The following is a 13955-nucleotide window of genomic DNA, read 5'->3' as shown; positions in this document are numbered from 1 at the left end:
ATACATATGTCCACTTTCCACTGATTGCGATGAGACGGGAGGATCAACGACGGACAACGGCTTTCAATAGAGTTCCGCCTGTTCGCGGATGGGTACCGTTGGCCGTGATGACATAAGGAGACCGCAATGACGCACGAGCGCGCGGGCAAGACCGCCCAGCCGTCCGACCTGGTGGACGTGGCCCGTCTGGTGACCGCCTACTACACCCTGCACCCCGACCCCCAGGAGGTCGGCCAGCGGGTGGCGTTCGGGACGTCGGGACACCGCGGCTCGTCGCTGAACGTGGCGTTCAACGAGGACCACATCCTCGCGACCAGCCAGGCCATCGTGGAATACCGTGCGTCGCAGGGAGTGGACGGCCCGCTGTTCCTCGGCGCCGACAGCCATGCGCTCTCGGAGCCCGCGCGGGTGTCGGCACTGGAGGTGTTCGCCGCCAACGGGGTGCGGGTGCTGGTCGACAGCCGTGACGGCTACACGCCGACACCGGCGCTCTCCCATGCGATCCTCACCCACAACCGGGGGCGTACGGCGGGGCGGGCCGACGGCGTGGTGGTGACCCCCTCGCACAACCCGCCCGGCGACGGCGGCTTCAAGTACAACCCGCCGAACGGCGGCCCGGCCGACACCGACGCCACCTCCTGGATCCAGGACCGGGCCAACGCGCTGATCGCGGACGGGCTGAAGGAGGTCCGGCGCGTCCCCTACGCCAGGGCCATGGCCGCCGACACGACCGGCCGCCACGACTTCCTCGGCGGATACGTCGACGACCTGCCCTCGGTGCTGGACCTCGACGCGGTCCGGAGCGCCGGGGTCCGCATCGGCGCCGACCCGCTGGGCGGAGCGAGCGTGGCCTACTGGGGGGAGATCGCCGAGCGGCACCGGCTGGACCTGACGGTGGTCAACCCGCTGACCGACCCGACGTGGCGGTTCATGACGCTGGACTGGGACGGCAAGATCCGGATGGACTGCTCCTCGCCCTACGCGATGGCCTCCCTGATCGCCAACCGCGACGCGTTCGACGTCTCCACGGGCAACGACGCCGACGCCGACCGGCACGGCGTCGTCACCCCCGACGGGGGCCTGATGAACCCCAACCACTACCTCGCCGTGGCGATCTCCTACCTCTACTCGCACCGCCCCGACTGGCCGGCGGACGCCGGGGTCGGCAAGACGCTGGTGAGCAGCAGCATGATCGACCGGGTGGCCGCCGACCTGGGCAGGCGGCTGATGGAGGTGCCCGTCGGGTTCAAGTGGTTCGTGCCCGGCCTGCTCGACGGCTCGCTCGGCTTCGGCGGCGAGGAGAGCGCGGGGGCGTCGTTCCTGCGCCGCGACGGCTCGGTGTGGACCACCGACAAGGACGGCATCATCCTGGCGCTGCTCGCCTCGGAGATCATCGCGACCACCGGCCGCTCGCCGAGCGAGCACTACGCCGACCTGACCTCCCGGTTCGGCGACCCGGCCTACGCGCGGGTCGACGCCCCCGCGAGCCGGGAGGAGAAGGCCGTGCTCGCCAGGCTCTCGGCCGACCAGGTCACCGCCGAGACCCTCGCCGGCGAGCCGATCAGGCAGGTGCTCACCTCGGCGCCGGGCAACGGCGCCCCCCTGGGCGGACTCAAGGTCAGCACCGACAGCGCCTGGTTCGCCGCCCGGCCCTCCGGCACCGAGGACGTCTACAAGATCTACGCCGAGTCCTTCAAGGGACCCGAGCACCTCGCCGAGGTGCAGGACGCGGCCAGGGCCCTGGTGTCGGAGTCGCTCGGCTGAGCCGGGCACCCGGCCGGCGGAGGCCCGGACCGGCCGGCCGGCGAGGCGGGCGTGCGGGGCGGGCACGCGGGCCGGCCGGGTCCGGCGAGGCGGGCGCGCGGTCCGGGCAGCCGGGCCGCACCGCCGGACAACCCGACAGCCCGACAGCCGCCGCTCAGGTGAACATCCGCCAGGCGGCGGGCATGACCGTCCAGCGACGGTGGACGGCCGGGCCGGTCAGTTCGCCGTCGGCGTTCACCGGGACCGGCCCGCCGGTCACCGTCACCTCACGGCCCCGGCCGGTGACGACGTCACGCAGGCCCGGATGGGTCCCCCGGCGCAGCCGCAGCGCGTAGGCGAGCCGGTCCAGCGGCCCGGTCGTCAGCGCGACGACGACGTCCACCATGCCGTCGCCGGGCCTGGCCTCGGGGGTGAGCGGGGTGCCTCCGCCGATGGTGACGCCGTTGCCGATGCCGACCATGAGCACCGGGCGCCCCTCGGCCAGGGGCCGGCCGTCCACGCTCACGCGCAGCCGCCACCCGGGGCTCCGCACGCCCGCCAGCAGCCCGCCGACCGCGTAGGCGAGCCGTCCGAGCCCGGGCTTGAGCGGCTTGGCCCGCTCGGAGGCCTCCGCGCCGACGCCGAGGTGCACCACGTTGACGACGGTCCCGCCCTCGTCATCCGTCAGGAGGTCGAGGGGCTGGGGCCGGCCCGCGAGCACGACGCGGGCCGCCACCCGGGGGTCCAGCGGGATGCCCAGGCCGCGGGCGAAGTCGTTGCCGGTGCCCAGCGGGACGAGCCCCACGGTACGGGTGCCCAGCTCGCCGCGCCGGCGCAGGGCGGCGACCGTCACGTGCAGCGAGCCGTCCCCGCCCAGCACGACCACGTCCCGGCCGGGATGGGCGTCGAGCATCTCGTCCAGATCCTTCTGGCCGACGGGCGCCTCGACCACGTCGGCGCCGCCGCGCAGCGTATCCACGGCCGCCGTCCGGGCGGCGTCGTCCGCGCCTCCCGCCTCCCCGTTGTAGATCACCAGCAGCTCGGCCATGCCGTCCCTCCAACTGATCGCCTCACCCGTCCCTGCCCTCCGGGACGGCGATCACTCGGCGCTCAGCCCAGCCTCCACCAGCGCACCGCCAGCCACAGGCCGGTCACCACGGCGAGCAGGGCGGCCAGGACGTACACCGCGGTGGTCGAGGTGTCCGAGAGGTAGCCGTTGCCGCCGACGAGCACGGCCATGATCAGCGTGCTCAGCAGGCCCGCGCCCGCACCCGCCGCCAGGCCGACCCCGCACGCCTTCAGCACGCGGACGGGGCCGCCCGCGTGGTCGTGGATCGGCGCCATGACCGACACCAGCCGCTCGGCGACGAGCGCGGGGTCCTCGTCAAGCCGGCCGGCCACGAGCTGGGTGGCCACCCCTCCCTGCTCCGGCTCGCTCAGGTAGATCCACCGGGAGCCGTCGACGAAGACCGCGGCGTCCCCGGACCCGGGGAAGCTCAGCCAGAGGAACGGCGTGCCCTCGGGGAAGCGTCTGAGCACGTGCCGGACGACCGGGGCGCCGGCGTCGAGCGCCGCGCCCAGGGACCGCAGCGCCCGCTCCTCGTCCGAGCCATCCACGACGACCTCCCCTGCCCCCTCCCATTCTCGTACGGCCCGGCACCGCGGTTGCGGCGGGGCGCGCCGGTCCGTGGTCACGGCCGGACCGGAGACAGGCTCGGAACAGCCGTGAAAGTGCTGCGATCATTCATCCATGAGCAACACCTGCTGGGCTTCCCCGGCTCGCGAGTGGTGCTCGGCGCGACGGTCGAGGACGCCGGGTTCGATCCCCGCGTGACCGTCGGCGGCCTCGGCGAGGTGCTGTCGGCCGGCGTGGAGCTCGCCCCGGGCCTGGCCGGCGCCACGGTCGTGGAGACCCGGGTGGGCCTGCGCCCGGTGACCGCCGACGGGCTGCCGATGATCGGCGCCGTCGCCGGCGGTGTGGTCGTCGCCACCGGGCTCGGCGCCTACGGCCTGACCGCCGGGCCCTACGCGGGCCTTCTCGCGGCCGAGCTGGCCCTGGGCCTGCGACCGTCCCTGGACGTGGCGCCCTACTCCCCCGGCCGCACCCCGAGGGCGGGGGCCAGTTCCGCGAGCTGAGCGACGCCCCCGAGCAGGTCGGAGGGCAGGGGCTGGAGGGCGACGTGGTCGGCGCCGGCGTCGAGATGCGCGCCGACCCGCCGGGCGACGGTCTCCACGTCCCCCCACGCGACGATCGCGTCCACCAGCCGGTCACTGCCGCCGCCGGTGAAGTCCTCGTCCCGGTAGCCGAGGTGGCGCAGGTTGCCGACGTAGTTCGGCAGCCGCAGGTAGCCGGCCATGTGCGCGCGGGCGATCTCCCTCGCCCTGGCGGGGTCGCTCTCCAGGACCACGGCCTGCTCGGGGGCGAGGATCCGGTCCGGGCCGAGGGTCTCGCGGGCGAGCGCGGTGTGCTCCGGCGGCACGAAGTAGGGGTGGGCGCCGTCGGCCCTGTCCCGGGCGAGCTCCAGCATCCGGGGGCGCAGCGCCGCCAGCAGCCTGGGTACGGGTGGGTCGTCGGTGAACGGCAGATCGCGCGCGACGGCGTCCATCGCGTCGAGATAGGCGCTCATCGCCGCGAGCGGGCGAGCGTAGTCGTGGCCGCGCTGGGAGACCAGCGGGGCGTGGCTGACCCCGACGCCCAGGGCGAAGCGTCCCGGGTACGCCTCGCCGTACGCCCTCGCCCCGGCCGCCATGGCGGTCGCGTCCCGCACCCAGATGTTGGCGATGCCGGTGGCGACCGTGACGTTCTCGGTGGCCGCGAGCAGGATCCCCGCGAGGCTGAACGCCTCCCTCGTCCCCGACGCCTCGCCGTACCACAGGGTGCCGTAGCCGAGCTTCTCGATCTCCGCCGCCGCCCGCCGCACGGCCGGGGCCCGGTCCCGCCCGAACATGGGATGCCACACACCGATCCGACCGATGCCCATCGCCGTCTCCGATCCGGCTCGTCCGACTGTCCGCCTGAGATGGACGCTAGCTCAGTGTTCGACGAATGTCGAACATAAGGGGTCCCGGGACACGCGGTCCCGGGACACGCGGCGGCCACCGCCCCGGCCGTCCAGGCGGGCCGGCACCGGAGGTCGCGCGGTGGCCGCCGCGGGCCTACACCGTGGTCCTGGCGAAAGGCACCACGGGCTTGACGGGCACCGGCGCGCACAGCTTCTCGAGCATCCCGCAGAGCCGGGCGCGGAAGGCCGGATCGACGAGCCTGCCCTCGGAGTCGAACTGGCTCACGGCCGGGGACACGAGCAGGTCGACGCCGTGCACGATCGCGCCGGCGGCGGCGAGGGCGCGGCACAGCTCGATCTGCGTCCACGTGGCCTCGTGGGCGTACAGGCAGGCGGTCACCACCGCGACCGGCTTGCCGACCAGGACCGCGCCGCTACGTCTGGAGGCCGCCCACTCCAGCGCCTCGCCGAGCTGGGCCGGCAGGGCGCTGTGCGCCGGTGCCGCGATCAGTACGCCGTCCGCCCCGGAGAGGGTGCGGCACAGCTGCTCCACCCCCGGCGGGAGCGGCCCGTCCTGGAAGGGCGGCACCTGATCCAGCCCGTCCCAGATCTCGAAGTCCGCCGAGGCCGGTAGTTCCCGGGCCGACGCCTCCAGCAGCTTCCGGACGTACGCCCCCGGGCGAACGCTGCCGGCAATTCCAACGATCTTCATCCCCGACCCCATCCTTGTCGCGAGCCCGCGACACTACGAGTGAGGGAGGCGCCGCCGCTCCGACCGCCCGAACACGGCCGCCGGCGGAACCTCCCGATCATCCGACACAAGCGCTGAGCGGAGCAGTGGTGGCCCACCGCGGGAGACCCGCCTGCGGCGCCGCCGGAGTCGCCCTGTCCACTGCCAGGAGACGCGGTGCGCCAGGTACGTCCTCGCTGGTCACCGCCGCGACAATGGCGCCGCCGAGCTTCACGCTCCGTCACAAATCGGGACGTGCCCTCAGAAAAGGGCAACGAACATGATCCTGAGCACGCATCGCATATGTTTCGGCGATTTCTTCGCCAAGCAGGGCGTGCGCGCCCGCGGGACCGGGGAGCGGGGCCCTCGCCCCCCGCCGCGACACGGCGGCCGGGCCCGTGGCGGGGAGGCCCACGGCGCCGCGCCGGACGGCACGGCAGCCGACGAGCGGCACGACACCGGACGCGCGGGGCCGCCGTCGGGGAGGCGCCCCGGAACGGGCACGGCCCGTCCCGCCACGGAGGCGGGACGGGCCGGCGGGGTTCAGGCCGCTACGGGGTGGCCTTATCAGGGCGCTCGGAGATGCGGATGAGGTTGACGACGGGATCGCCGGTCCGCTCGGCGAACCGCACGTTGAGCTGGCCGTCGGTGACCTTCACCGTGTACTGCCGGGTGACGGCGGTGTAGGTGCCGGCCTCCAGGGCCAGGTCCAGGGCGGGGATGGCGAGCTGGCCCTCGACGATGACGTCGAAGACGCGCTTGCCCTCACGCATGGCCCGGGTCTCGGCGAAGCCCAGCTCGACGGTGTAGGTGCCGTTGGGCACCTGGTCGAAGCGGTACTCCAGCATCGACTCGCGGGCCCGCTTGAACAGCTCCTGCTCGGCGGTGCCCTGGATCGCCCTGCTGGCCGTGTGGGTCCTGGTGTTGTTGCCCACGTAGCCGTGGCCGCCCTGGGTGTACTTGCGGTCGGCGCTCCAGCGGTCCCCGGCGGCGTCGACGACGTCCTTGGTCCCGCCCGCGTCGACGGCGACCTGGTGCTTGGGCACCACGACCGTCACGACGATCTCGATCTGCGGGTTGCGGCCGCTCGCCGAGCGCACCAGCAGCTTGCCGGTGCGGACGCCGCCCGGCTGGACTCCCTCGCTGGAGGCGGTGACCTTCAACGTCACCGACTTGCCCGAGCCGAGGTCACCGGCGGCGGGCGTCACGGCCAGCCAGCCCTGGGCGGGGTCGGTCACGACGGTGTAGGCCGTGGCGCCGCCCAGGTTGGACAGCTCTACCGTGCCGCTCCGGCTGGAGGCGGCCGGCATCACCAGGGTCAGCTCACCGGCCGAGGCCGTCACCCGGCCGGTGGCCAGGGCCGTGTCGACCCGGGTCCGGGCCGCGGCGGTGACGGTGACCTCCTGGGTGAAGGTCCCGTAGTTGTCCTTGGAGACCTCGACCCGGTAGTCGCCCACCAGGATCTGGCCGAGGAAGGCGCCGTTGGCGTCGGTGGTGAAGGTCGCCACGTCGCCCACCTTCACCGTCGCGCCCGCCAGCGGCTTGCCGTCGTTGGCGTCGGTGACGACACCGGTCAGCAGTCCGTGCCGGCCGGCGGTGAAGGTCAGGCTCTGGCCGTCGCTGAGCGCGGCGCTGTTGTAGGAGTACTGCAGCGCGTCGGTGCCAGCGGCGTTCTCGATGCCCACCGTGGCGCTGGTCCCGGAGGCGCGCTCGCTGCCGATGCCGCGGTAGCGGAACCCGATCGAGCCGTCCTCCCCGAGCAGCGCCGAGAACGAGATGCGCTGGTCGGCTTCGGAGTAGAAGCGGGCGTTGCGCCATTCGACGACGAAGGTGCGGTCCGGCGCGGTCCCGAGGGTGGCGGTGTAGACGCCGGACTGGGCGTCCAGCACCAGGTCGTCCCAGTAGGGGTAGAGCGCCGCGTTGGGCGTGCCGGCGGAGGGCAGCGCTCCGTTGCTCGCCGCGGTGCTGCTGGCGGCGAAGTTCAGGAACCCGTTGCTGCTGATCCAGGCGCTGGTGTGGCCGCCGCCGTAGAAGGGGAAGGTGAACGGCAGCGTGATCTGCTGGGCCGCGTCGTCGCCGGTGAGCGTCTGCTTGTCGGTGCCCGCGACGTAGGCGCCGGCGGCGCCGGCGCAGGTGTAGCCGAAGGAGTCGGCGCGGCGCGGCAGGTCGACGTCCTTGGTCAGGTCGCCGTCCACCGTGATCGGCACGGTGAGGCCGCCGGCGCACCGGGAGACCGGGGTGACCTTCAGCTCGTAGCCGCCGGCCGGCAGCGTGAGCCGGTACCGTCCCGCGGCGTCGGTGACCGCGCTGACCGGGGTGCCCACCGCGACCACCGCGGCGCCCGCCTCGGGCGCGCCCGCGGCGGTGACCGTCCCCGACACCGTGCCCGAGGGCTGCGCCGTCAGCGGCACGTCCTTGGTGACCGTCTGGTCGGCCACGACGGTGACGGCCGCGGTGGCGTCGCCGTACCCGAACTTCTTGACGGTGATCCGGTAGTCGCCGGCCAGCAGGCGGGGCAGCGCGTACGTCCCGTCCTGCGCGGTGGTGACCGTACGGCTCAGCGGCCCGGCGACGGTGAGGGTCGCCGCGGCCACCGGCGAGCCGCCGGAGGTGACGGTGCCCCGCAGCGCGCCGAGCTCCCCGACGGGAGCGGCCTGGACCGCGGCGAAGGTGTCGAGCCTGCCCTCGCCCCAGACGTTGTTGTCGGCGGCGGTGCCGCCGCAGCGCGTGTCGTCGACGTCGATCGCGGTCCGGTCGAGCAGTTCCCGCGTGGCGGCGATGTCACCCTGCAGGGCCGGAGAGGCGGACCACATGAGCGCCACGGTGGCCGCCACGTGCGGGCTGGCCATCGACGTGCCGGAGAAGGCGTCGTACCCGCCGGGCACGGACGAGCGCACGTTGACGCCGGGCGCCGCGAGGTTGGGCTTGATCTCACCGTTCTCGCCGGAGCCCCGGGTCGAGAAGCTCGCGATGGCGTTGTTGACGTCGAAGGCGCCGGCGCTGTAGCTGGAGCCGTACTGCCCTGGCGAGCCGCTGGAGTTGCACCCCGCGCCCGTGACGTTGCCGTTGGAGAAGGCGGGGAAGATGCCCGCCGCGACCCACGCCTCGACGGTCTCCTTGTACCAGGCGTCGAAGCCGGCGCCGCCCCAGGAGTTGTTGACGATGTCCGGTGCCAGGTCGGGCCGCGGGTTGTTCCCGTTCAGGTCGGTGGGCGCGAGCACCCACTGCCCGGCGGCGAGCAGCGAGGCGTCGGAGCAGCTGTTGGTCTCGCAGCCCTTGGCCGCGATCCACTTGGCGCCGGGGGCGACGCCGATGGTGTTGGCGCCGTCGGCGCCGCCCACCATGGTGCCCATGGTGTGGGTGCCGTGGTCGTTGTTGTCGCACGGCGCGGCGCTGGGACACACCCCCGCCGGGTCGAACCAGTTGTAGTCGTGCTCGACGCTGCCGTCGGCCTTCTTGCCGCGATACTGTGCGGCCAGCGCCGGGTGGTCGAACTGCACGCCGGAGTCGATGTTGGCCACGACGATGCCCTCGCCCCGGGTGCCGAGCTCGCTCCAGACCCTCGGGGCGTTGACGCGGTCGATGTTCCACTCGACCGCGTCGACCTTCGCCACCTCCTTGCCCGGCAGCGGCTCGGGCAGCTTGGTGACGCGGCTGGGCTCGATCTGCTCCACCTCTGGCAGCTTGGCGATCTCCGCGGCCAGCTTCGCGTCGCCGGTCACCTGGACGGCGTTGGCGATCCAGAACGGGGTGAAGTCGGCGTGCTGGGCGGTCAGGAGTTTGCGCAGGCCCGCCTGCGAGGAGGCGGCGAGCTCGGTCTTGGCCCGGAAGACCTGCCTGGCCTTCTCGGACTTGGTCTTCGCGCTGCGGGCCGCGCTGAGGTCGGCGTCACTCTTCAGGCGCACCCAGAAGGTGGCCTTGTCGTCCGCGGCCAGCTCCGCCAGGACAGTCTTGTCGATCTTCTCAGGGGCGGGGGCGGCCTGGGCCACCCCCTGGGGGAGCACGAGCGCGAGGGCGGCGACGGCTCCGGTCAGGAGCGCTCGCCAGTGCCGGGAGGTGTTGGACACACATTCTCCTTCACGCCGGGCGGGAGCGTCCCGCCGGGGAGGGCGACGTGGGCCGCGCATGATCTTTACAGCCCACCCGGAGAATCGTGAATCGATCATGTCAACTTTTCAAGGGCTTTGACTCGCCGATACCCGATATGTAATGAGAATTAGATATGTATCGGGATTTAGCAGGACGGTCCGGACCGCCGTACGGCCCGCTACCGGAGCGCCGCCGGGCCGTCACCCGCGTGCCGCCCCCGGACCGGCGCGGCGTCCATCCGCACGCGCTCCGGCGCCCGGCGCAGCGGCTCGGGCAGGGTGAGCGGCCCCCGGCCGGGCGTGACCGTGCCGAGCACCCGCGGCCCGGCGGCACCCGTGCAGCCGGGGACCGTCGCGGGCAGCCCGTGCGCCGTCATCCACCCGAGCAGCGAGAAGGCGATCGCCTCCTTCGCGTCGGAGGGGACGCCGAGCCCGTCGCTGGGCAGGATGCGGGCCTGCCCGGCCCGCGCGCGCAGCAGGTCCATCAGCGCCGGGTTCCGCGCCCCGCCGCCCGACACGATCACCGTGTCGAGCCGGTGCCGCCGGATCTCCGCGGCCACGGTCTCGGCGGTCAGCGCGGCCAGGGTCGCCAGCAGGTCGGGCAGGGCCAGCCCGTACGGCGCGGCGATCCGGGCCAGGTAGCCCGGGTGGAAGAGCTCCTTGCCGGTGCTCTTGGGCGGCAGCGCCCGGTAGTACGGCTCGGCCAGCAGCTCCGCCAGCAGCTCCGGGTGGACCCGTCCGGCCGCCGCCAGCCGGCCGTCCTCGTCGTAGGGCATGCCCGTGGCGGCCGAGACCGCCGCGTCCATCAGCGCCGACGCCGGGCCGGTGTCGTAGGCGATCCCGGCCTCCCGCACGGTCAGGTTGGCGATTCCTCCGAGGTTGAGCGCGCCGCTGCGGCCCGGCAGGCCGGCCAGGAGCAGCAGGTCGAAGAAGGAGACCAGCGGCGCACCCTGCCCGCCCGCGCTCACGTCCCGCACGCGGAGGTCGGAGACCACCGGCACGCCGGTCCGCTCGGCGATCCAGGCGGGCTGGCCGAGCTGCAGGGTGCCCCGCACCCTGCCGTCCTCCACCCAGTGGTACAGCGTCTGGCCGTGCGAGCAGACGAGGTCGACCGGCCCGGCCGCCTCGGCCGCGTCGGCGAACGCCTGGCCGATCAGGGTGTCGAGACGGCACACCTCGGCCATGTCGACCGGGGCCGGCGGCAGCGCGGCGACGATCCGCGCCCGGAGCCCGGGGTCGTAGGGCCGCTCGCCGGTGCGCTCGACGGCTCCGGTGAGCACGCCGTCTCTCATCGACCAGTCCACGACCGCGCTGTCGATCCCGTCATGGGACGTCCCCGAGATCAGTCCGAGCACCCGCACGTCTTCTCCTTGCAGGAATTTTTCATACGAATATAGTCGTGGGGAGATTATCTACACATGGAGTTCGCGTGACGACACTGGTCATCGGCGTTGACGGCGGCGGGACGAGCACCCGGTGCGTGGTGGCGACGGAGTCCGGCGAGGTGGTGGGACGGGGATACGGCAGGGGCGCCAACGCCCTGTCGGCCGCCGATCCCGGCGGGAGCCTGCGCACGGCGCTCGGAGCGGCGCTGGAGACCCTCGATCCGGGGCGGGTGGCGGGTGGCGTGTTCGGGCTGGCGGGCGCGGGCTCGGCCCGCGAGCAGGCCGAGGCCGTCGCCACGCGGGCGTGGCAGGCGGCCGGTCTGGCCGGGCGGCCCTCGGTGGTGCCCGACATGCTCGCGGCCTTCGCCGGGGCGACCGAGGAACCCTCCGGAGCGGTCCTGATCGCGGGCACCGGCGCGGTGGCCGCCCGGATCGAGGACCGGCGGCTCGTCCGGCGGGTCGACGGGCACGGCTGGCTGCTCGGCGACGAGGGGTCGGGGACGTGGATCGGGCGGCGGGCCGTACGGGCCGTGCTGGCCGCGCTCGACGGACGGGCCGCGCCCACCGCGCTGCACCGGGGGACCCTCGGCGGCGCGCCGGCCCACCAGATCGTGAGCATGGTCCACCAGGGGATCGCCGAGGACGGTCCCGCCTGGCTGGCACGGCTGGCGCCGGAGGTGGAGTCGGCCGCGGCCGCGGGCGACGCGGCGGCCGTCGCGATCCTGGAGGAGGCCGCCCGCCGGCTCGCCGGCACCGTCCGCTCGCTGGGGCCCGGCCCGGGACCGCTGGTGCTGGCGGGCTCCCTACTCACCGAGCCCACCCTGCTGGCGGCGGAGGTCCGCGCCAAGCTGGAGGGCGGCGTGGTGGTGCCGGCCCGCGACAGCGCCGCCGGCGCCGCCGCCCTGGCCCTGCACGGCCCCGGCGTCCACCCGGCGCCCGGCGCCCACCGGCGGCTGATCGCCCAGGAGCGCTGAGGGCCGGGCGCGCGCGGCCCCTGATCCTCGCCGAGGAGGCCCGTGCGCCCGGCCCTCCGGACCCGCGGGGCCGGAGGCGACCACCCGTGAGGCCCGGTAACGGCCCCGGCACGGAGCCGCCCGTCCACAGGAGACCCCCTCCACCGGCAGAGGCCCCGGCCGCCCGGACGGCGGCCGGGGCCTCTCCCGGATGATGTCCATGCCGGATGCGGTCACCGGCCCCGGCCCGGTGGGTCACCGGCTCACGGTGTCGGCGGCGGCACGGACAGGTCACCGGCTCACGGCGTCCGGCGGCGGCACGGGCGGGTCACCAGTGCACGCGGCGGCCCTGGCTCGGCCGGCTCTGCCGGTTGGCCCGGTCGACGGCCGTCACGTAGTAGCAGGCGTTCCTGGTGCCCGCCGGGTCCACCCAGCGCAGGTGCCGCTCGGCGGGGACGACCGCGACCAGGTTGCGGGCGTCGGCGAAGTCCTCGGGCCCGGCCTGCCCGTCGATCCGGAAGATCGCGTACTGGAACGGGACGTCCTTGCCCGTGGCGACGGCGCGCAGCTCGACGCCCCCGTCCACCCTGCGCGCCCAGGTGATCACGGGGCGGCGCGGAGCCTCGCCGTCGGCGAGCCGGGGCAGCAGCGGGCCGAGGGCGGGACGCGTGTAGTGGTCGTTGACGACGGTGGTGACCGAGCCGAGCCGGTCGTCGCGCACGTCGCCCGAGTTGTACCAGATGTCGCCACCGACCTGCGGGTGGTTCCGGTTGAGGGTCAGGTGCCTGGTGAGCTCGTCGGGCTGGAACCACTGGGCGGGCTGCCCGGCCGCCCCCGCCTTGTAGGCCGCCTGGCCGATCCAGAGCTGCGTGGTGGTGCCCGCCGCCACGTCGGACCACCAGGGGACCAGCTTGGCGTAGTCGGCGTTCGACTGGCCGATGTACCAGTAGAGCTGCGGCGCGATGTAGTCCAGCCAGCCCTTCTTGACCCAGCCGCGGGTGTCGGCGTGCAGGTTGTCGTATGACTGGCTGCCGCCCGTGTCCGAGCCCAGGGGGTCGGTGGTCCTGTTGCGCCAGATGCCCGAGGGGCTGATGCCCCAGGCGATCTCCGGCTTGGCCTGCCGTACCCGCTGCTGCATCTCCTGCACGAGCAGGTCGACGTTGTTGCGCCGCCAGGCCGCGAGGTCGGGGAAGCCCTGACCGTACTTGGCGAAGGCCGCGCTGTCGTCGAAGGCGGGGGTGTTGACCGGGTAGAAGTAGTCGTCGAAGTGGAGGCCGTCGATGTCGTACCTGGTCACCGCGTCCATCATGGCGTCCTGCACGAACGCGCGGACCTCGGGCATGCCCGGGTTGTAGTAGAGCTTGCCGCCGTAGGGGACGATCCAGTCGGGGTGCTTGCTGCCCGGGTGGTCCGGGTGGAGCTTGGCGGGGTCGGGCTGCATCGACACGCGGTAGGGGTTGAACCACGCGTGGAAGGCCAGGCCCCGCCGGTGCGTCTCCTCGACCAGGAACGCCAGCGGGTCGTAGCCGGGGTCCTGGCCCTGGGTGCCGGTCAGATACTGCGACCAGGGCTCGAACAGCGAGGGCCAGAAGGCGTCGGCGGTCGGCCGGATCTGCACGAACACCGCGTTCAGTTTGCGGGCCTGCGCCAGGTCCAGCCAGGCGAGATACTCGGCCTTCTGCTGGTCGACGGTCAGCCCCGTCTTCGACGGCCAGTTGATGTTGACCACGGAGGCGATCCACATGCCGCGCATCTGGCGCAGCGGCGGCGCATACTCGGCGGAGGAGGAGGCGAAGGCGGGCAGCGGCACGGCGCTCGCCGCGGCGGCGAGGGCGAGGCCGCGCAGGACGGTGCGTCGGGTGGGTGAGCTCATACGGACTCCAAGGGGGGTGTTGCGCCCCTGGCCGTTCCTGACCGCTCGGCCGCGCGGCCGCGGGCAGCGCAGCCGGAGGCCGTTGAACGGACGCGGAGCCGGTCAGGGGGATCACGGGGTCTCGACGGCGAGAATGGCAGAAAGTTACTTTCAAAGCAATGATGATGAAAGAAAGTGTCAT

10 protein-coding genes are annotated in these 13955 nt (G+C 73.7%); 3 read left to right on the top strand and 7 right to left on the bottom strand.

Annotated elements, in window-relative coordinates:
• Positions 1–126 precede the first annotated feature (126 nt).
• Positions 127–1764 (top strand): phosphoglucomutase (alpha-D-glucose-1,6-bisphosphate-dependent), encoded by a 1638-nt coding sequence (pgm, locus tag J2S55_RS34710; protein WP_306869645.1) that lies wholly within the window; start codon positions 127–129, stop codon positions 1762–1764.
• 154 nt (positions 1765–1918) lie between these two features.
• Here pgm and J2S55_RS34705 read toward each other — a convergent pair whose 3' ends face one another.
• Positions 1919–2791 (bottom strand): diacylglycerol/lipid kinase family protein, encoded by an 873-nt coding sequence (locus J2S55_RS34705; protein ID WP_306869644.1) that lies wholly within the window; start codon positions 2789–2791, stop codon positions 1919–1921.
• A gap of 62 nt (positions 2792–2853) precedes the next feature.
• A complete protein-coding gene (locus J2S55_RS34700) occupies positions 2854–3360 on the bottom strand; it encodes a hypothetical protein (protein ID WP_306869640.1) in 507 nt (168 codons plus the stop codon).
• A gap of 114 nt (positions 3361–3474) precedes the next feature.
• On the opposite strand from J2S55_RS34700, the gene J2S55_RS34695 reads away from it, so the two are divergent.
• The gene (locus J2S55_RS34695) at positions 3475–3879 is read left to right on the top strand and encodes an FAD-dependent oxidoreductase (protein ID WP_306869639.1); all 405 of its coding nucleotides are present in this window, start codon (positions 3475–3477) and stop codon (positions 3877–3879) included.
• Here J2S55_RS34695 and J2S55_RS34690 read toward each other — a convergent pair.
• From J2S55_RS34690 to J2S55_RS34675, 4 genes are all read right to left on the bottom strand, one after another.
• Positions 3831–4724 carry a TIGR03620 family F420-dependent LLM class oxidoreductase gene (locus tag J2S55_RS34690; RefSeq protein WP_306869638.1) on the bottom strand — a complete coding sequence of 298 codons (894 nt, stop codon included), beginning with the start codon at positions 4722–4724 and terminating at the stop codon, positions 3831–3833. The two genes, J2S55_RS34695 and J2S55_RS34690, sit on opposite strands and share 49 nt — an antisense overlap.
• A gap of 175 nt (positions 4725–4899) precedes the next feature.
• The gene (locus tag J2S55_RS34685) at positions 4900–5457 is read right to left on the bottom strand and encodes an NADPH-dependent FMN reductase (protein ID WP_306869635.1); all 558 of its coding nucleotides are present in this window, start codon (positions 5455–5457) and stop codon (positions 4900–4902) included.
• 569 nt (positions 5458–6026) lie between these two features.
• Positions 6027–9542: an NIDO-like domain-containing protein gene (locus J2S55_RS34680; protein ID WP_306869633.1), complete on the bottom strand. Its 3516-nt coding sequence runs from the start codon at positions 9540–9542 to the stop codon at positions 6027–6029.
• A gap of 200 nt (positions 9543–9742) precedes the next feature.
• Complete coding sequence (locus J2S55_RS34675) at positions 9743–10924, bottom strand: anhydro-N-acetylmuramic acid kinase (RefSeq protein WP_306869630.1); 1182 nt, start codon at positions 10922–10924, stop codon at positions 9743–9745.
• Between the two features lie 68 nt (positions 10925–10992).
• Between J2S55_RS34675 and J2S55_RS34670 the strand changes: the two genes are divergently transcribed.
• On the top strand, positions 10993–11922 hold the full coding sequence (locus J2S55_RS34670; protein ID WP_306869628.1) for an N-acetylglucosamine kinase: 930 nt from the start codon (positions 10993–10995) through the stop codon (positions 11920–11922).
• A 307-nt stretch (positions 11923–12229) separates the two neighbouring features.
• Here the strand turns inward: J2S55_RS34670 and J2S55_RS34665 are convergent, their stop codons facing one another.
• The gene (locus J2S55_RS34665; protein ID WP_306869625.1) at positions 12230–13774 is read right to left on the bottom strand and encodes a glycoside hydrolase family 10-like protein; all 1545 of its coding nucleotides are present in this window, start codon (positions 13772–13774) and stop codon (positions 12230–12232) included.
• Between the last annotated feature and the right edge of the window lie 181 nt (positions 13775–13955).

This window comes from Streptosporangium brasiliense (assembly GCF_030811595.1).
Classification (GTDB): domain Bacteria; phylum Actinomycetota; class Actinomycetes; order Streptosporangiales; family Streptosporangiaceae; genus Streptosporangium; species Streptosporangium brasiliense.
The sequence above is the reverse complement of the archived record's forward strand: the minus strand, read 5'-3'. Positions and strand labels throughout refer to the sequence as shown.

Excerpts from the sequence above, each read along its gene's own strand:
- pgm (WP_306869645.1), top strand. The coding sequence starts at position 127 with ATGACGCACGAGCGCGCGGGCAAGACCGCCCAGCCGTCCGACCTGGTG.
- J2S55_RS34705 (WP_306869644.1), bottom strand. The coding sequence starts at position 2,791 with ATGGCCGAGCTGCTGGTGATCTACAACGGGGAGGCGGGAGGCGCGGAC.
- J2S55_RS34690 (WP_306869638.1), bottom strand. The coding sequence starts at position 4,724 with ATGGGCATCGGTCGGATCGGTGTGTGGCATCCCATGTTCGGGCGGGAC.
- J2S55_RS34685 (WP_306869635.1), bottom strand. The coding sequence starts at position 5,457 with ATGAAGATCGTTGGAATTGCCGGCAGCGTTCGCCCGGGGGCGTACGTC.
- J2S55_RS34665 (WP_306869625.1), bottom strand. The coding sequence starts at position 13,774 with ATGAGCTCACCCACCCGACGCACCGTCCTGCGCGGCCTCGCCCTCGCC.